Raw genomic sequence first — 17114 nt, forward strand, 5'->3', positions numbered from 1 at the left:
GCACACGGAGCACGGAACACGAAAGAGGCCCTCCGCGATGAACGCGGAGGGCCTCTTCGATGCGTACCCCCGACCGGATTCGAACCGGCGCTACCGCCTTGAGAGGGCGGCGTGCTAGGCCGCTACACAACGGGGGCTAGCTGGTGCTGCTGTTACTGCGCTGGGCTACCAGGACTCGAACCTAGAATAAGGGAACCAGAAACCCTCGTGTTGCCAATTACACTATAGCCCAAAGTGGTCTATACCAGACCAACAGTACCCCCGACCGGATTCGAACCGGCGCTACCGCCTTGAGAGGGCGGCGTGCTAGGCCGCTACACAACGGGGGCCCTAGCGATCCTGCTTCGAGACGTCCGGGTGCGACCCAGGAGATCTCGCGGGAAGGATCTGTACCCCCGACCGGATTCGAACCGGCGCTACCGCCTTGAGAGGGCGGCGTGCTAGGCCGCTACACAACGGGGGCAAAGCACTGCGTTACTGCTGCACTGCGCTGGGGTACCAGGACTCGAACCTAGAATAAGGGAACCAGAAACCCTCGTGTTGCCAATTACACTATACCCCACCAAAAGTCAACCCCTTGCGGGGGCTTTTCTTTGGGTGGCGCCTCCGTCCGGCCTTTCGGCCCGCTCCGGCGGCGCAGAAAGAACATTACCGGATGCCTGACCGTGCTCCAAAACGGGTATCCCCTGCCAGCAGCTCCGGAAGCCGGTCAAGGTCCTCGATGCGGTGCACGCCGTCCGGCCCGGGCCCGCGGCCGCCGGTACGGTCCAGCCAGATGGCCAGCAGTCCCGCGTCACGGGCGCCCCGGGCGTCGATCTCCGGCTGGTCGCCCACGTACGCCACCTCACCGGGCGGCAGCCCGAGCTCGGCGCACGCGGCCAGGAAGGCCTCCGCCTCGGGCTTGCTGACCCCGAGTTCGACGGCGCAGACCAGCACCTCGAAGCGGTCGCGGAGCCCGAGACGGCGCAGCTTGGGGTCCTGGTTGGCGGTGGAGGAGTTGGAGAGCACCCCGTGCCGGTAGCCGGCCGCGAGGGCGTCGAGGGCGGGCACCACGTCGGGGAAGAGGGTCCAGGCCGCCTTGTAGTGCTCCACGTACTGGTCGAACCAGGCGTCGGCCTCGTCCGCGGTCATCGCGGGCTGCTCCAGGAACTCCCGCACCCGCTCCTGCCGCTGCCCCTGGAAGGTCCCTTCGCCCGCCGCGAAGCGCGCCCAGTGCCGGTCGGTGATCTCCCGCCACAGCGCGAGCGCCTGCGCGGGGGTCCCGTACCGCTCCGCGAGCCGGACGGCCGCCAGCTGCGCCGCGAGCCCGGCGGCGTCGGCCCCCGTGTAGTCGAAGAGGGTGTCGTCGATGTCCCACAGCACGGCGCGGATCGGCATACCGCAGAGGCTACGCCGGAAGATCGTCCGGCGGGGGCCGGTCGGGAAATCCGGTGCCGCCCGCAACGCCGCAGGGGGCGGTGGCCGGGGGTTTCCGGCCACCGCCCCCTGCGGGACGCACGTCGAGAGCTACGCGGCGAGCCTGGCCAGCGCCGCGTCGATACGGGCCAGCGAGCGCTCCTTGCCCAGGATCTCCAGGGACTCGAAGAGCGGCAGGCCGACGGTGCGGCCGGTGACGGCCACGCGGACCGGGGCCTGGGCCTTGCCGAGCTTGAGGCCGTGGGCCTCACCGGCGGTCAGCACGGCCTGCTTGAGGGACTCGGGGTCCGACCAGTCGGCCGACTCCAGGTTGGCGCGCGCCGTGGTGAGCAGCGCGGCCGGCTCGCCCTTCATCGCCTTGTCCCACGAGGCCTGGTCCTCCACCGGCTCCTTCAGGAACAGGAAGTCGACGTTGGCCGTGATGTCCGACAGGACGGTGACCCGGGTCTGGGCGTACGGAGCGATCCGCTCCCAGGCCTCGGCGTCGAAGTTCTCGGGGGCCCAGTTGGCGTGGGGGGCCTGCAGCCACGGGGCGCAGGCGTCCGCGAAGGCCTTCGGGTCCAGCAGGCGGATGTGGTCGCCGTTGATCGACTCGGCCTTCTTCAGGTCGAAGCGGGCCGGGTTGGCGTTCACGCCGTCGATGTCGAACTTCTGGACCATCTCCTCGATCGAGAAGACGTCCTGGTCCTTGGAGAAGGACCAGCCGAGGAGCGAGAGGTAGTTCAGCAGGCCCTCGGGGAGGAAGCCGCGCTCGCGGTACAGGTTGAGCGAGGCCTCGGGGTCGCGCTTGGAGAGCTTCTTGTTGCCCTCGCCCATCACGTACGGCAGGTGGCCGAAGGCGGGGGTGCTCTTGGCGACGCCCAGCTCGATCAGCGCCGCGTAGAGGGCGATCTGGCGGGGGGTCGAGGAGAGCAGGTCCTCGCCGCGCAGGACGTGCGTGATCTCCATCAGCGCGTCGTCGACCGGGTTGACCAGCGTGTAGAGCGGGGCGCCGTTGGCCCGGACGATGCCGAAGTCCGGCACGTTCTCCGGGGTGAAGGTCAGCTCGCCGCGGACCAGGTCGGTGAAGGTGATCGGCGCGTCGGGCATCCGGAAGCGGACGATCGCCGGGCGGTGCTCGCCCTTGTACGCCGCGACCTGCACGGGGGTGAGCTCGCGGCAGTGGCCGTCGTAGCCGGAGGGCTTGCCGGCGGCGCGGGCGGCCGCGCGGCGGGCGTCGAGCTCCTCGGTGGTGCAGTAGCAGTGGTACGCGTACCCGCCGTCGAGCAGCTTCTTCGCGACGTCCGCGTAGATGTCCATGCGCTCGGACTGGCGGTACGGGGCGTGCGGGCCGCCGACCTCGGGGCCCTCGTCCCAGGTGAAGCCGAGCCAGCGCAGCGAGGCGAGCAGCTGGTCGTAGGACTCCTCGGAGTCACGGGCCGCGTCGGTGTCCTCGATGCGGAAGACGAACGTACCGCCGTGGTGGCGGGCGAACGCCCAGTTGAAGAGTGCGGTCCGGACCAGGCCCACGTGGGGGTTGCCGGTCGGGGAGGGACAGAAACGTACGCGGACAGGTCCGTTAACCACGCTTGATCACCTTGTTGGTGAGAGTGCCGATGCCTTCGATGGTGACGGCGACCTCGTCGCCGACGTTGAGGGGGCCGACTCCGGCCGGGGTCCCCGTGAGGATGACGTCGCCGGGGAGCAGCGTCATGGCCTCGGTGATGTGGACGATCAGGTCCTCGATGGAGCGGACCATGTCACTGGTGCGGCCGAGCTGGCGCTGTTCGCCGTTGACCGTGCACTGGATGGTCAGGTCGCTCGGGTCCAGGTCGGTCTCGATCCAGGGGCCGAGGGGGCAGGCACTGTCGAAGCCCTTGGCCCGGGCCCACTGCTTCTCCCGCTGCTGGACGTCGCGGGCGGTGACGTCGTTGGCGCAGGTGTAGCCGAGGATGACGTCCTTGACGCGCTCCCTGGGGACCTCCCGGCACATGCGGCCGATGACCACGGCGAGCTCCGCCTCGTGGTGGACGTCCTGGGAGAAGGACGGGTAGGTGATCGGATCGCCCGGGCCGACCACCGAGGTGGACGGCTTGAAGAAGGTGATCGGGGCGTCCGGGACCTCGTTGCCCAGCTCCGCCGCGTGCTCCGCGTAGTTGCGGCCGATGGCCACGACCTTGTTCGGGAGCACGGGCGGCAGCAGCCGGACCTTGCTCAGCGGGACCTTCGTGCCGGAGAGCTCGAAGTCCGCGAAGGGGATGCCCTTGATGATGTCGAGCACGAGCGTGGAGTCGTCGCCGGGGGCGCCGTCGCCCTCGACCGCGCCGAACGCGACGTTGCCGTCGATCGAGAACCTGGCGATGCGCACCTGTTGCGTCTGCCCCTCTGTATTTCCGCTGGCTGGAGTCTGCGGACCCCAGGCTAACGCGGCGGGCAGGGGCGGTTCACGTTCCTTTGCGGGGTGGCTACTCCGCGGCGGCGGCGACCGGCACGTTCATGAGAACGGTGCGGCGCGGGTTCGCGGTCTGCGTCGGCAGCTCGACGGCGTGCTCCGGGATGGCCGGGGCCGCCTGCAGGTCCTCGGCGTCCTTGAGGTGCGCGAGGGTGGTGCGGCGGGGGTTGGCTATGTTGCGGAACATCGTCGTCGTCTTCATCGGAATTCGGGGTCCTCGGTTCGATCTGTGAGTGTCGGCTGTCGCCCGCACCAACCCTGGCGCCAACCCTTTAAGTGGCAAGGCTAAACATCTGAATCCCCCGGCGAACCAGGAAGTAATGGCCATGGCTGTGTGAGTTTGCTCACCTGTGACCTGACATTCCAGACATCATGGACAGTCAACTTCAGCCGTCAAAACAGACATTGCGCCACTGAATGCGCCATTCCGCTCCTGATCATCTCGACTGGGACACCTTGACAGCCCTGTTGTTTGGATGACGTAAGTCCGATTTCTACCGAATGCAGTCGCACATCGAGTAGCGCCTCTGTCACAAGCCGTGACCGACTCTCCGGGCCGACGCTCGCACCTTGTTGGAGATCCTCCACTGTGCTGGAATTCGCGGGACCGCCGCGGGAATCAGCCGGTGCGCAAGGGGCGCGACTCAGCGCCGAGCGCGGCGGCATGGAGAGGAAGACGCGCCGGTCACCGACGACCACCATGGGGCGGCAAGTGCCCCACGACTCGACACCGTCCCACCGGTCGCCCGGCGGGACGCCTGGTCCAGAGGTTGCGACGCTAGTGCAGGGACGATTCAAGAGGGATGGCAGCGCTGCGGCGGAGCAGGAGCCGCGCGGCGGGACCGACCGTGGCTCCTCGCCCCAGCACGCCCAGAACCGCGGGCCGGCTGTCGAAGGCGCAGGCCCCGACACCTCCGCCGCGGTGAAGGCGAAGGGCCGTGGGAAGTCCGTCAAGGCCCGGGTCAAGGCGAAAGCCGGATCCGTCGCGCCTGCCGGACCGGCCGAGCAGGACGTGGCGATACCGAAGGCCCCCAGTGGGCCCGGTTCCCGCCTCGCCATGCAGAACTGGCGCATCAGCACGCGACTGGTGTCGCTGCTGACCCTGCCGGTCGTCGCCGCCACCACGCTCGGTGGTTTCCGCATCAACGACTCGCTCAACGACATCGCGCAGCTGGAACACATGCAGCTGCTGACCACGATGACGCGACAGGCCACCAACCTGGCGGCCATGCTCCAGGAGGAGCGTGACCTCTCCGCGGGTCCGCTCACCCTCTCCAAGGGCAAGACCACCAGCAGTGTCGACAACGCCCGCAAGCTGACCGACACCGCCGCCGAGTCCTTCGCCGCCGCGACCGACAAGGTCGACAGCACGGGCGAGAAGGACGAGACGCTCAAGTCGATCCGCAACAACGTGCTGCAGATCGGCCGCCAGCTCACGAACATCGAGACGATCCGCACCAAGGCGTACGTCAACGGCGCCCAGCAGACCGTCAGCGAGTACAACTCGCTCATCGTCTCGCTCCTCTCGCTCTCCCAGGACATGGCGCAGGCCACCTCCAACCCGGAGATGATCAAGCGCACGCGTGCCCTGGCGGCCTTCTCCGCCGCCAAGGAGTACGCCTCCATCCAGCGCGCGATCATCGCCGCCTCGCTCCCGGACACCAACGAGCGCCAGGGTGAGCTGAAGGAGAACGACCGTCTGTACGCCCTGTCCGCCCAGAAGGGCGAGCAGCAGTCGAAGACGACCTTCGAGCTCGTCTACCAGGGCAAGACCGAGGAACTCCTCGCGGGTCTGGGCGACAGCAACTCCGAGATCTCCAGCGCCGACCACTACGCGCGCCGCGTACTGGCCAGCCAGGACGCCTTCCTGCGCGAGAAGAACCGCTCGTGGCTCGACTGGTACGACGCCGACGGCACCAAGCTCACGGCCATGAAGGTCATCGAGCTGACCCTGCTCGAGGAGATGGAGCAGAAGGCCCGTGAGCTGAAGAACGAGGCCCAGCAGGACGCCATCATCAACGGTGCCCTGATCCTCCTCGTCCTCGGCGTCTCCCTCGTCGGCGCCTTCGTCATGGCCCGCTCGATGATCCGCTCGCTGCGCCGCCTGCAGGACACCGCGACGCGTGTCGCCCAGGACCGGCTGCCCGAGCTCGTCAAGCAGCTGTCCGAGTCCGACCCGCAGGACGTGGACACGTCCGTGGAGTCGGTCGGTGTGCACACCCGCGACGAGATCGGCCAGGTGGCCGCGGCATTCGACGACGTGCACCGCGAGGCCGTCCGCCTCGCCGCCGAGCAGGCCCTCCTGCGAGGCAACGTCAACGCGATGTTCACCAACCTCTCGCGCCGCTCGCAGGGCCTCATCCAGCGTCAGCTCTCGCTCATCTCCGAACTGGAGTCGCGCGAGGCCGACCCGGACCAGCTGTCCTCGCTCTTCAAGCTCGACCACCTCGCGACCCGCATGCGCCGTAACGGCGAAAACCTCCTCGTCCTCGCGGGTGAGGAGCCGGGCCGCCGGTGGACCCGCCCCGTCCCGCTGGTCGACGTGCTCCGTGCCGCCGCCTCCGAGGTGGAGCAGTACGAGCGTGTCGAGCTGTCCTCGGTGCCCGGCACCGATGTCGCCGGCCGCGTGGTCAACGACCTCGTGCACGTCCTCGCCGAGCTGCTGGAGAACGCCACCTCGTTCTCCTCCCCGCAGACCAAGGTCAAGGTCACCGGTCACGCGCTCCCCGACGGCCGCGTGCTCGTCGAGATCCACGACACCGGTATCGGCCTCTCCCCCGAGGACCTCGCCGCGATCAACGAGCGGCTCGCGTCGCCGCCGACCGTGGACGTCTCCGTCTCCCGACGCATGGGTCTGTTCGTGGTCGGCCGCCTGTCCCTGCGACACGGCATCCGGATCCAGCTGCGCCCCTCCGACTCGGGCGGTACGACGGCCCTCGTCATGCTGCCGGTGGACGTCGCCCAGGGCGGCAAGAAGCCGGCTCCGATGGCGGGTCAGGGCGGCCCCGGTGGCGCTCCGGGCGCGCCCGGAGCGCAGGGTGCCGTACCCGGCCCGGGCGCACGTCCGTCCGTGGGCTCCGGCCCGCAGCGCGGTCAGGTCGCCGGAGGCGGCCAGCGCGCCGCCCTGCCGGGCCGCGACGGCGGTGCCGGTCAGCGTCCGCAGGGCCCGCAGGGCGGTCGTCCCCCGCAGGGTGGTCCCGGTGCTCCCGGTGGCCGTCCGCAGCAGGGTCCGACCACCACGGGACAGGGCCAGGGTGCCTTCGGTGCCGGTACGCCGCTGCCGACCCGCGGTCCGGTCGCCAGTGCCGGATTCGGTGGCGGCCAGCAGACCCGTCCGGCTTCCGGTCCCTCCGGATACCCGCAGGGCAACGGCTTCGAGCGGCCGCAGCCTCCTCAGCAGCAGCACCAGCAGCCGGCCGCTCCCGCGGCTCCGGCGCCGGGCGGCCCCCGGCCGCAGCTGCCGCCGCGCGGTAACGCCGCGCGTCCGGAGCTGCCCGGCCCGCAGAGCACCAGCTGGGGCAGCGACCAGGCCCGCGGTCACGACGAGCTCTCGGGCCCCGGCTCGACGGCCGAGTTCGCCCGCCCGGACTTCAACGCCCCGATGCCCCAGGCGGACGGCGGCAACAGCACGACCGGCCAGTTCGAGCGTCCGGACGTACGCGGCCCGCTGAACCCGTCCACCACCGGACAGTTCGAGCGCCCGGGGTACCAGCCCCAGCGCCCGGGCGGCCCCGGTGTCGGCGGGTACGCCCCGCAGTCGCAGGCCCCGCAGCAGCCGCAGGCCGGCGACGGGTACGCACCCGTACCGCCCGCGCGCCCCGAGGCTCCGCGACTGCCGCAGGGCCACCGGCCGGAGGCCCTGCCCCCGGCGCAGAGCTCCGGTGACGCCCGCAGCCCGATCTTCGACACGCTGGAGTCGAACTGGTTCCGCGAGGAGGGCCAGCAGGCCACCGCGCAGGGACCGTCCGTACCCCAGCAGCCGCAGCAGGCCCCGCAGCAGCAGCCGCTGCCGCAGCGCGGCCAGGAGCAGGCGGCCGAATCCGCCGTCACGGCGACCGGCACCACGCCGACCGTCAGCTGGCGGTCCTCGCCGAACGACGAGCTGATGCGCCAGGCCGAGCGCGTCCGTCAGCCCGCCGCCGGCGGCATCACGACCTCGGGGCTGCCCCGCCGGGTCCCGCGGGCGAACCTCGTGGCCGGCACCGCGCAGCAGCAGGCCGAGGCGCAGGCGGGTCCCCAGGTCTCGCGGGCGCCGGACGATGTCCGTGGCCGTCTGACCAACCTCCGACGCGGTATCCAGCAGGGCCGTCAGGCCGGCAACAACGGACCGGCGACCGGCAGTTACCACATCGACCCCACTTACCAGCAGGAGCGTTAGTTGAGTTCGATGAGCCAGGCGGCACAGAACCTGAACTGGTTGATCACCAACTTCGTGGACAACACCCCCGGGGTGTCCCACACGGTGGTGGTCTCCGCCGACGGACTCCTTCTGGCGATGTCCGAAGGTTTCCCCCGCGACCGCGCCGATCAGCTGGCGGCCGTGGCCTCCGGACTGACCTCGCTGACCGCCGGTGCCTCCCGCATCTTCGAGGGCGGCGCCGTCAACCAGACCGTTGTCGAGATGGACCGGGGATTCCTCTTCCTCATGTCCGTCTCGGACGGATCCTCGCTGGCCGTACTGGCGCACCCCGAGTGCGACATCGGCCTCGTGGGTTACGAGATGGCCCTTCTGGTGGATCGCGCGGGCAGTGTCCTCACTCCGGACCTGCGCGCCGAACTGCAGGGAAGCCTGCTCGGCTGACTTCCGAATCTTCCGGCCGGACGGTACTACCGGCCGGAAGATCGGGGCCCCGCCCCGAAATCCAGTACCCCCGCCAGGCCGTCATACCGTTCCCCCCACCGGCCGCCCCGTCAGACGGCACGCTGACCACTGCTGTCCAGCCCGGAGGATCAATGACCCCGCCCCCCGCCTACTCCGATGCGTACGGAGACTCGTACTCGGAAGGCGATCAGCCGCTGGTGCGTCCGTACGCGATGACCGGCGGCCGGACCCGGCCCCGCTACCAGCTCGCCATCGAGGCGCTGGTCAGCACCACCGCCGATCCGATGCACCTGTCCGGCCTGCTCCCGGAGCACCAGCGCATCTGCACCCTGTGCCGCGAGGTCAAGTCGGTCGCCGAGGTCTCCGCACTGCTGTCGATGCCGCTCGGTGTCGCCCGGATCCTCGTCGCCGACCTGGCGGAGGCCGGAATGGTGGCCATCCACCAGCCGGGCAATGGAGAGGCCGGCGGCACGCCGGATGTAACGCTGCTCGAAAGGGTGCTCAGTGGCCTTCGGAACATCTAGCGGAGCGGCTCCCCGCTCCACCACCTCCGCGAAGATCGTGGTGGCGGGCGGCTTCGGCGTGGGCAAGACCACGTTCGTCGGAGCCGTGTCGGAGATCAACCCGCTGCGCACCGAAGCCGTCATGACCAGCGCCTCGGCCGGGATCGACGACCTCACCCACACCGGTGACAAGACGACCACCACGGTCGCCATGGACTTCGGCCGCATCACGCTCGACCAGGACCTGATCCTGTACCTCTTCGGTACGCCGGGCCAGGACCGCTTCTGGTTCATGTGGGACGACCTGGTCCGCGGCGCCATCGGTGCGATCGTGCTCGTGGACACCCGCCGTCTCGCCGACTGCTTCCCCGCGGTCGACTACTTCGAGAACAGCGGTCTGCCGTTCGTCGTGGCTCTCAACGGCTTCGAGGGCCACCAGCCCTACACGCCGGAGGAGGTCCGCGAGGCCCTTCAGATCGGCCCCGGCGCTCCCATCATCACCACCGATGCCCGCCACCGCGCGGACGCCAAGAGCGCGCTCATCACGCTCGTGGAGCACGCGCTCATGGCGCGGCTCAAGTAACACGGTTTCAGTTGTCGCGCGGGACGGGCGGGCTGTGTCATACGACACGGCCCGCCCGTGTCGTTCATAACGTTTCGACAGAGAATTGCAGCCATTTGGCAACGGGGTGCGGTCGCCTGGTACCACTGCGCGCACAACTGCCCCTATTTTTGCCGCAGGACGCTCTTTATGTCCGATTTATGTGGGGCATAAGGTTCTGCGAATGGCCGGTTTCAACTGTTTGGAACACGGCCGTTAACCGTGCTGGAATTCAACGAACTAGCTAGTAGCACCGCCGAGAGGTTGTTGGTCGAGTGAGGCGAAGCAACGCAAGCCCCGCGGATGAACCCGCGCGCGGCAACTTCACCCCGCCGCCGCGAGCGGCCGCGTCGCCCGTCGACGTGCCCGTGGAACCGCCCGCGAGCAGCGGGAGCAGCAGCAGGTTCTCGCCCCGCAACTGGCGTGTGCCGACCCGTCTGAACGCCATCCTGCTCGTGCCGGCCCTCGTGGGCCTGGTCATGGGCGGCTTCCAGGTGAAGGGGTCCATCGACACCTGGAGCGAGGCCCAGGACGCGGAGAAGATAGCCACGGTCGTCCAGGCGGCCTCGGGCTACAGCCAGGCACTGCTCAACGAGCGTGACCTGACCGCCGAGCCCCTCCTGAACGGCCAGACCAAGGACCCGAAGGTCGCCAAGGCCTACGAGGACACCGCCGCGGCCAAGGAGAAGTTCGACAAGGCCGTCCAGGACATGCCGAAGAACCTCGGCCTGGAGCGGCGTCTGGACCTCTTCCGCGCGGAGGAGCCCAAGCTCGCCCAGGTACGCGAGAAGGCGTACCTCGCGGCGGTCGAGAGCCCCAAGAAGAACCTGCCCACCTCGGCCGGCCCCATCCCGACCGAAGAGGGCTATGTGCTGGTTCAGCACTACCTCATGCAGTTCGCGAACGAGCTCGGTCTCGGCACCGGCAACGTGACCTCGTACGGCCGCATGGTCTACGCGATCCAGCTGGCCAAGGCGGCGAACTCGCTGCAGCGCTCCGTGGGCACCCACCTGCTGGTGCGTCCGAGCGCGGACGAGAACATCCGCAAGGCCCAGCTCGTCGCCTTCTCCTCCTATGCCTACCTCGAGGAAATCGCCATCGGCGAGTACGTCGCGGCGGGTACCGAGGAGGACGTGAACCGCCTCAAGGCGGTCATGGCCAAGAAGTCCGAGGAGGGCGCGGCCAAGATCGCCGACGCCAAGCACCAGGCCGAGCAGGCCGGCGTCCGCTTCGTGCCTCCGCCGGAGGTCAACAAGAACCCGCTCCTCGGTATGACCGAGGCGATCGCCAGCGGTGAGCCCAAGAAGAAGCTCGCCGAGAACGGGACGAACCCCGCGTTCTGGCAGGCCGCCGCCACCGCGAAGTTCGACGGTTACGACGAGGTCGAGAAGGAACTCCTCGACAAGGCCGTCAAGGACGCCGTCGCGGTCTCCGACGACGCCCGCACGGACGCGATCGTCAACGGCGCCATCGTGGTCGTGGCCCTGCTCGCCGCCTTCATCCTGGCCGGCATGATGGCCCGCCAGATGGGCCGCGCCATGGCCCGCCTGCGCAGCGCCGCCTTCGACATCGCCGAGCAGCGCCTGCCGATGCTCGTCGACCAGCTCTCGCGCACCGACCCCGGCAAGGTGGACACCCGTGTCCACCCGATCCCCATCGACTCCCAGGACGAGATCGGCGAGGTCGCCCGCGCCTTCGACCAGGTCCACCGGGAAGCGGTCCGGCTCGCGGCCGAGCAGGCCCTCCTGCGGGGCAACGTCAACGCGATCTTCACGAACCTCTCCATGCGCAACCAGTCGCTGATCGAGGGCCAGCTGACCCTCATCACCGACCTGGAGAACAACGAGGCCGACCCGGACCAGCTGGAGAACCTCTTCCGCCTGGACCACCTGGCCACCCGTATGCGCCGCAACGGCGAGAACCTCCTCATCCTCGCGGGTGAGGAGCCGGGCCGCCGCTGGGACCAGCCGGTGCCGCTCGTCGACGTGCTGCGCGCCGCCTCGTCCGAGGTGGAGCAGTACGAGCGCATCGAGCTCTCCGGTGTCTCCGAGGCCGAGATCCACGGCCAGGCCGTGACCGACCTCGTGCACCTGCTCGCCGAGCTGCTGGAGAACGCCACCACGTTCTCCTCCCCGCAGACCAAGGTCCGCGTCAACGCCACGCGTCTGCCCGACGGCCGCGTGATGGTCGAGATCCACGACAAGGGCATCGGCCTCACCGCCGAGGACTTCGCGGACATCAACCACAAGCTGGCCAACCCGCCGACCGTGGACGCCGCGATCTCGCAGCGCATGGGTCTGTTCGTGGTCGGCCGGCTGGCGGACCGCCACAGCATCCGCGTCCAGCTGCGCCCCTCGGGCGAGGCGGCCGGTACCACCTCGCTGGTCATGCTCCCCGACGCCATCACCCACGGTGGCGGTGGCGAGGGCATTCCGGACGACGACTTCACGGTCTCGCAGATCATTCCGGAGCAGCAGGCCCAGCTGGCCGCCCCGCTGCGCACCGCCGCCGAGCTCGGCTTCGACGACTCGCGGTACGACCAGCTGGGCGCCGACGGCCTCCCGGCCGACCCGGTCGGCCGGTCCCTGGGCCAGCAGGAGCGCCGGGCCGCGCTGGCGGCCCAGGTGAGTTACCCGCAGGAACAGCAGCCGTACCCCGCGCAGGAGTATCCGGAACCCCAGCCTGAGCACGGGTACCAGGAGTACCAGGGTTACGAACAGCCGTCCGAGCAGGCGTACGACACCTCCTACGAGGCGCAGCAGGCCCAGCAGGGCTACGACGCGTACCCGCAGCAGGACTACGGCTATACGGAAGACGGCTACCCGGACCAGCAGCCGGCCGCTCAGGGCTACGACAATGGCTTCGATGCCAGCTCAGAGCAGGCCGAGTGGCCCGAGCAGAACACGTATCCGGCTGCCTACCAGCAGAATTACGGGACCGAATCGGAATCCCAAGCCGTCCCCGAACCGGCGCCGGAGCGCGTAGGCTTCGACCGTCCGGGTGCCGCCGCCGACACCGGTCACACGATGACCGGAGCGGGCCTGCCGCGACGCGGCAGCCAGCAGCAGTGGCCGCCCGGGAAGCAGGAAGCGGAGTCCACCGGATCCCTCTTCGAACAGCGGTCGCCGCGCCAGCAGCAGGCCGCCGAACCGGAGCGGGCCCCGGAGGAAACTGAAGGCACCGCAGCCTGGCGTTCGCGCAACGACGAACGCTGGCAGCAGGCCGGAAAGCTCCGTGAGCCGAAGGCGGGCGGGGTCACCCCGTCCGGTCTCCCTCGGCGCGTGCCCAAGGCCAACCTGGTCGAGGGCGCAGCGGAGACGACCCCGCAGGGCGGCCCCCAGGTCTCCCGCGCTCCGGAGGACGTCCGCGGCAGGTTGAGCAACCTGCGGCGCGGTGTCCAGCAGGGACGCAGCGCGGGTTCTGAGCAGTCAAGTAACAGCTATGACCAGGAGCGTTAGTGTGAGCCCGATGAGCCAGGCGGCACAGAACCTGAACTGGTTGATCACCAACTTCGTGGACAACACCCCTGGGGTGTCCCACACGGTGGTGGTCTCCGCCGACGGCCTTCTTCTGGCGATGTCCGACGGATTTCCGCGCGACCGCGCCGATCAGCTGGCGGCCGTGGCCTCCGGACTGACCTCGCTGACCGCCGGTGCCTCCCGCATCTTCGAGGGTGGCGCCGTCAACCAGACCGTGGTCGAGATGGACCGGGGGTTCCTCTTCCTCATGTCCGTCTCGGACGGATCGTCCCTCGCGGTGCTCGCGCACCCCGAGTGCGACATCGGCCTCGTGGGTTACGAGATGGCCCTTTTGGTGGATCGCGCGGGCAGTGTCCTCACTCCGGATCTGCGTGCCGAACTGCAGGGAAGTCTTCTCAACTAGCAGACAGGCAGTGCGTTTCGCGCCATCGCACCATAGGGTGCGGTGGCGCGGTTCCACAGGGAGTACTGCGTACTTGGAGTCGGAGGAGGAAACGTGACAACACCCGGAGGACATCCTTATGGCGGCGCGCAGCAGCCGCAGGGTGGGCACGACCAGAACCGCTTCAACTTCCCCTCCGCACCCAGCCGGCCCGTGCCGGAGCAGAATCCCTACCAGCAGCAGTACGGACAGCCCCAGATGCCTCCGCAGCACCAGCAGCCGCCGCGCGCCGCGCGGCAGCCGGCGCCGAAGGCGCACAACCCGCTGGTGCGTCCGTACGCCATGACCGGCGGCCGTACTCGGCCGCGCTACCAGCTCGCCATCGAGGCGCTGGTCAGTACCACGGCGGATCCCGCGCGTCTGCAAGGGCAGTTGCCCGAGCACCAGCGCATCTGCCGCCTGTGCCAGGAGATCAAATCCGTAGCGGAGATCTCGGCACTTCTCTCCATTCCTCTTGGTGTCGCCCGCATCCTCGTCGCCGACCTGGCGGAGGCGGGCCTTGTCGCCATTCACCAGCCCGGCGGCGACGAGTCTGCCGGTGGCCAGCCAGACGTGACACTGCTCGAAAGGGTGCTCAGTGGACTTCGCAAGCTCTAACGGCGGAGCGGCTCCCCGCTCCACCACCTCCGCGAAGATCGTGGTGGCGGGCGGCTTCGGCGTGGGCAAGACCACGTTCGTCGGCGCGGTCTCCGAGATCAACCCGCTGCGCACCGAAGCCGTCATGACCAGCGCCTCGGCCGGGATCGACGACCTCACCCACACCGGTGACAAGACGACCACCACGGTCGCCATGGACTTCGGCCGCATCACCCTGGACCAGGACCTGATCCTGTACCTCTTCGGTACGCCGGGCCAGGACCGCTTCTGGTTCATGTGGGACGACCTCGTCCGCGGCGCCATCGGTGCCGTGGTCCTCGTGGACACCCGCCGTCTCGCCGACTGCTTCCCCGCGGTCGACTACTTCGAGAACAGCGGCCTGCCGTTCGTCATCGCCCTCAACGGCTTCGACGGGCACCAGCCCTACACGCCGGAGGAGGTCCGCGAGGCCCTTCAGATCGGCCCGGACGCTCCCATCATCACCACCGACGCCCGCCACCGCGCGGACGCCAAGAGCGCGCTCATCACGCTCGTGGAGCACGCCCTCATGGCGCGCCTGCGGTAGTTCGTCCGCCGCACCCGACAGGCCCCTGTGTCACGACGCGGGGGCCTTCTCGCGTGCGCCGCGCGCAGCGGGTACGCGGCCACGCAGGGCAGCGCGCCCGGCGGTACGTACGCACGTGGGCACCGGGGTACGCGAAAGGCCCCGCATCCTGGACGGGTGCGGGGCCTTCGGGGCTCGGGAACTCAGCCCTGCCAGCTGTGCGGGGCGCGGAAGCCGGGCGTGCGCTCCAGGCGGCGCCAGCCGGCCTGGCGGGGCACGCTGACCGGGGTCTCGTCGGGCGTGGCGGCCGCGCGGGCGAGCAGGATCGCGGTGATCGCGGCCAGCTCCTCGGGGGCGGCATTGCCCTTCTCGACGCGCAGCAGGGTGTCAGTGGCGGTGGTCATGTGGTGGCAGGTCTCCTTCGCGGTTACTGCGGCGGGTTGCCGTGCTTGCGGGACGGCAGATCGGCGTGCTTGTTGCGGAGCATCGCGAGGGCGCTGACGAGCACCTCGCGGGTCTCGGCGGGGTCGATGACGTCGTCGACGAGGCCGCGCTCGGCCGCGTAGTACGGGTGCATCAGTTCGGCCTTGTACTCCTTGACCATGCGGACGCGCATGGCCTCGGGGTCCTCGGCGTCCGCGATCTGCTTGCGGAAGATGACGTTGGCCGCGCCCTCGGCGCCCATCACGGCGATCTCGTTGGTCGGCCAGGCGTAGGTGATGTCGGCGCCGATGGACTGGGAGTCCATGACGATGTACGCGCCGCCGTAGGCCTTGCGCAGGATCAGCGAGATCCGCGGGACGGTGGCGTTGCAGTACGCGTACAGGAGCTTGGCACCGTGGCGGATGATGCCGCCGTGCTCCTGGTCCACGCCCGGCAGGAAGCCGGGGACGTCGAGCAGGGTGATGATCGGGATGTTGAAGGCGTCGCACATCTGGACGAAGCGTGCGGCCTTCTCGGAGGCCTCGATGTCCAGGACACCGGCGAGGTGGCCGGGCTGGTTGGCGACGATGCCGACGACCTGGCCGTTCATCCGGGCCAGGGCGCAGATGATGTTGCGGGCCCAGCGCTCGTGGATCTCCAGGACGTCGCCCTCGTCGACGAGCTCCTCGATGACCTTGAGCATGTCGTACGGGCGGTTGCCGTCGGCGGGCACCAGGTCCAGCAGGACCTCGCTGCGCCGGTCGGCCGGGTCGCTCGTCTCGTGGACGGGCGGGTTCTCGCGGTTGTTGGAGGGCAGCATCGAGATGAGGTAGCGGACCTCGGAGATGCAGGTCTCCTCGTCGTCGTACGCGAAGTGCGCGACGCCGGAGGTCTCGGCGTGCACGTCGGCGCCGCCGAGGCCGTTCTGGGTGATCTCCTCGCCGGTCACCGCGCGGACCACGTCCGGGCCGGTGATGAACATCTGCGAGGTGTCCCGGACCATGAACACGAAGTCCGTGAGGGCCGGGGAGTAGGCGGCGCCACCGGCGCAGGGGCCCAGCATGACCGAGATCTGCGGGATGACGCCCGAGGCCTTGGTGTTGCGCTGGAAGATGCCGCCGTAGCCGGCCAGCGCCGAGACGCCCTCCTGGATGCGGGCGCCGGCGCCGTCGTTCAGGGAGACCAGCGGGGCACCGGCCGCGATGGCCATGTCCATGATCTTGTGGATCTTCGTGGCGTGGGCCTCGCCCAGGGCGCCGCCGAAGATGCGGAAGTCGTGCGCGTAGACGAAGACCGTGCGGCCCTCGACCGTGCCCCAGCCGGTGATGACACCGTCGGTGTAGGGCTTCTTGTTCTCCAGGCCGAATCCGGTCGCCCGGTGGCGGCGGAGCTGCTCGACCTCCCGGAAGGAACCTTCGTCGAGCAGCAGCGCGATGCGCTCACGGGCGGTCAGCTTGCCCTTGGCGTGCTGGGTCTCGGTCGCACGGTCGCTGGGGCCGCGCCTCGCCTGCTCGCGCAGGGAGTGCAGCTCGGCCACGCGCCCGCGGGCGTCCGTCGGCTCGCTCGGGGTCTGGTCCACAACGGTCATGTACCGACCTTACGAAGATCGCGATGAAAAACCTCCGTTCATTCCGCACAGTCTCGGGAGTCTTCCGCTGTCCGGCCCGCACAGTACGCCCGGGGGATGTAGGGACTCCGCCAGACGGGGCACGCCCCCGTTGTAGGACCTTCACAAATTGAGCTGACACCCCGACCAGATGTTGAAATTTGAACGGAATAGGTCTAGCGTCATCCTCGTTGAAGTCGTTGAACATTCAACAGATAGTCGGTCGATCCGACCAGCACACCACCGAGGA

14 protein-coding genes and 5 tRNA genes are annotated in these 17114 nt (G+C 69.3%); 8 read left to right on the forward strand and 11 right to left on the reverse strand.

Annotated features, from left to right (window positions below; all coding sequences use genetic code 11):
• Positions 1–64 precede the first annotated feature (64 nt).
• The 9 genes from OG373_RS12690 to OG373_RS12730 form a co-directional block, all read right to left on the reverse strand.
• Positions 65–137 (reverse strand) — tRNA-Glu (locus tag OG373_RS12690).
• A gap of 23 nt (positions 138–160) precedes the next feature.
• Positions 161–232: transfer RNA gene (locus OG373_RS12695), tRNA-Gln, on the reverse strand.
• A gap of 24 nt (positions 233–256) precedes the next feature.
• Positions 257–329: transfer RNA gene (locus tag OG373_RS12700), tRNA-Glu, on the reverse strand.
• Between the two features lie 61 nt (positions 330–390).
• A tRNA-Glu gene (locus OG373_RS12705) sits at positions 391–463 on the reverse strand.
• A gap of 27 nt (positions 464–490) precedes the next feature.
• Positions 491–562 (reverse strand) — tRNA-Gln (locus tag OG373_RS12710).
• Between the two features lie 86 nt (positions 563–648).
• A complete protein-coding gene (locus tag OG373_RS12715; protein ID WP_397732401.1) occupies positions 649–1377 on the reverse strand; it encodes an HAD family hydrolase in 729 nt (242 codons plus the stop codon).
• A 129-nt stretch (positions 1378–1506) separates the two neighbouring features.
• On the reverse strand, positions 1507–2982 hold the full coding sequence (gene gltX / locus OG373_RS12720; protein ID WP_405438240.1) for a glutamate--tRNA ligase: 1476 nt from the start codon (positions 2980–2982) through the stop codon (positions 1507–1509).
• The gene (locus OG373_RS12725) at positions 2975–3763 is read right to left on the reverse strand and encodes a fumarylacetoacetate hydrolase family protein (protein WP_030386447.1); all 789 of its coding nucleotides are present in this window, start codon (positions 3761–3763) and stop codon (positions 2975–2977) included. The genes gltX and OG373_RS12725 overlap by 8 nt, the downstream gene beginning before the upstream one ends.
• A gap of 97 nt (positions 3764–3860) precedes the next feature.
• Entirely contained in the window at positions 3861–4049 is a 189-nt protein-coding gene (locus OG373_RS12730) for a hypothetical protein (protein ID WP_397732405.1), read from the reverse strand.
• Between the two features lie 579 nt (positions 4050–4628).
• On the opposite strand from OG373_RS12730, the gene OG373_RS12735 reads away from it, so the two are divergent.
• From OG373_RS12735 to OG373_RS12770, 8 genes are all read left to right on the forward strand, one after another.
• Entirely contained in the window at positions 4629–8225 is a 3597-nt protein-coding gene (locus OG373_RS12735) for a nitrate- and nitrite sensing domain-containing protein (protein WP_405438242.1), read from the forward strand.
• 9 nt (positions 8226–8234) lie between these two features.
• Positions 8235–8648 carry a roadblock/LC7 domain-containing protein gene (locus tag OG373_RS12740; protein ID WP_030708442.1) on the forward strand — a complete coding sequence of 138 codons (414 nt, stop codon included), beginning with the start codon at positions 8235–8237 and terminating at the stop codon, positions 8646–8648.
• A 152-nt stretch (positions 8649–8800) separates the two neighbouring features.
• Positions 8801–9193, forward strand: coding sequence for a DUF742 domain-containing protein (locus OG373_RS12745; RefSeq protein ID WP_405438244.1), 393 nt, complete (start codon positions 8801–8803; stop codon positions 9191–9193).
• The gene (locus OG373_RS12750) at positions 9174–9755 is read left to right on the forward strand and encodes an ATP/GTP-binding protein (protein WP_046776286.1); all 582 of its coding nucleotides are present in this window, start codon (positions 9174–9176) and stop codon (positions 9753–9755) included. The genes OG373_RS12745 and OG373_RS12750 overlap by 20 nt, the downstream gene beginning before the upstream one ends.
• Positions 9756–10048: 293 nt before the next feature.
• Positions 10049–13231, forward strand: coding sequence for a nitrate- and nitrite sensing domain-containing protein (locus OG373_RS12755; protein WP_405438246.1), 3183 nt, complete (start codon positions 10049–10051; stop codon positions 13229–13231).
• Positions 13232–13241: 10 nt separating this feature from the next.
• Positions 13242–13655, forward strand: a complete 414-nt coding sequence (locus OG373_RS12760) for a roadblock/LC7 domain-containing protein (RefSeq protein ID WP_030037347.1) — start codon at positions 13242–13244, stop codon at positions 13653–13655.
• A 93-nt stretch (positions 13656–13748) separates the two neighbouring features.
• Complete coding sequence (locus OG373_RS12765) at positions 13749–14291, forward strand: DUF742 domain-containing protein (protein ID WP_405438248.1); 543 nt, start codon at positions 13749–13751, stop codon at positions 14289–14291.
• Positions 14272–14856 (forward strand): ATP/GTP-binding protein, encoded by a 585-nt coding sequence (locus OG373_RS12770; protein WP_007266770.1) that lies wholly within the window; start codon positions 14272–14274, stop codon positions 14854–14856. Before OG373_RS12765 ends, OG373_RS12770 begins: the two co-directional genes overlap by 20 nt.
• Positions 14857–15038: 182 nt before the next feature.
• Here OG373_RS12770 and OG373_RS12775 read toward each other — a convergent pair whose 3' ends face one another.
• Entirely contained in the window at positions 15039–15239 is a 201-nt protein-coding gene (locus OG373_RS12775; protein WP_327264618.1) for an acyl-CoA carboxylase subunit epsilon, read from the reverse strand.
• A 23-nt stretch (positions 15240–15262) separates the two neighbouring features.
• On the reverse strand, positions 15263–16846 hold the full coding sequence (locus OG373_RS12780; RefSeq protein ID WP_030390884.1) for an acyl-CoA carboxylase subunit beta: 1584 nt from the start codon (positions 16844–16846) through the stop codon (positions 15263–15265).
• Positions 16847–17114 lie beyond the last annotated feature (268 nt).

Origin of the sequence: Streptomyces avidinii (assembly GCF_045161815.1) — a bacterium.
Taxonomy (GTDB): domain Bacteria; phylum Actinomycetota; class Actinomycetes; order Streptomycetales; family Streptomycetaceae; genus Streptomyces; species Streptomyces avidinii.

Coding starts and splice junctions, on each gene's coding strand:
- OG373_RS12715 (WP_397732401.1), bottom strand. CDS start 1,377: ATGCCGATCCGCGCCGTGCTGTGGGACATCGACGACACCCTCTTCGAC.
- OG373_RS12730 (WP_397732405.1), bottom strand. CDS start 4,049: ATGAAGACGACGACGATGTTCCGCAACATAGCCAACCCCCGCCGCACC.
- OG373_RS12740 (WP_030708442.1), top strand. CDS start 8,235: ATGAGCCAGGCGGCACAGAACCTGAACTGGTTGATCACCAACTTCGTG.
- OG373_RS12745 (WP_405438244.1), top strand. CDS start 8,801: ATGACCCCGCCCCCCGCCTACTCCGATGCGTACGGAGACTCGTACTCG.
- OG373_RS12760 (WP_030037347.1), top strand. CDS start 13,242: ATGAGCCAGGCGGCACAGAACCTGAACTGGTTGATCACCAACTTCGTG.
- OG373_RS12775 (WP_327264618.1), bottom strand. CDS start 15,239: ATGACCACCGCCACTGACACCCTGCTGCGCGTCGAGAAGGGCAATGCC.
- OG373_RS12780 (WP_030390884.1), bottom strand. CDS start 16,846: ATGACCGTTGTGGACCAGACCCCGAGCGAGCCGACGGACGCCCGCGGG.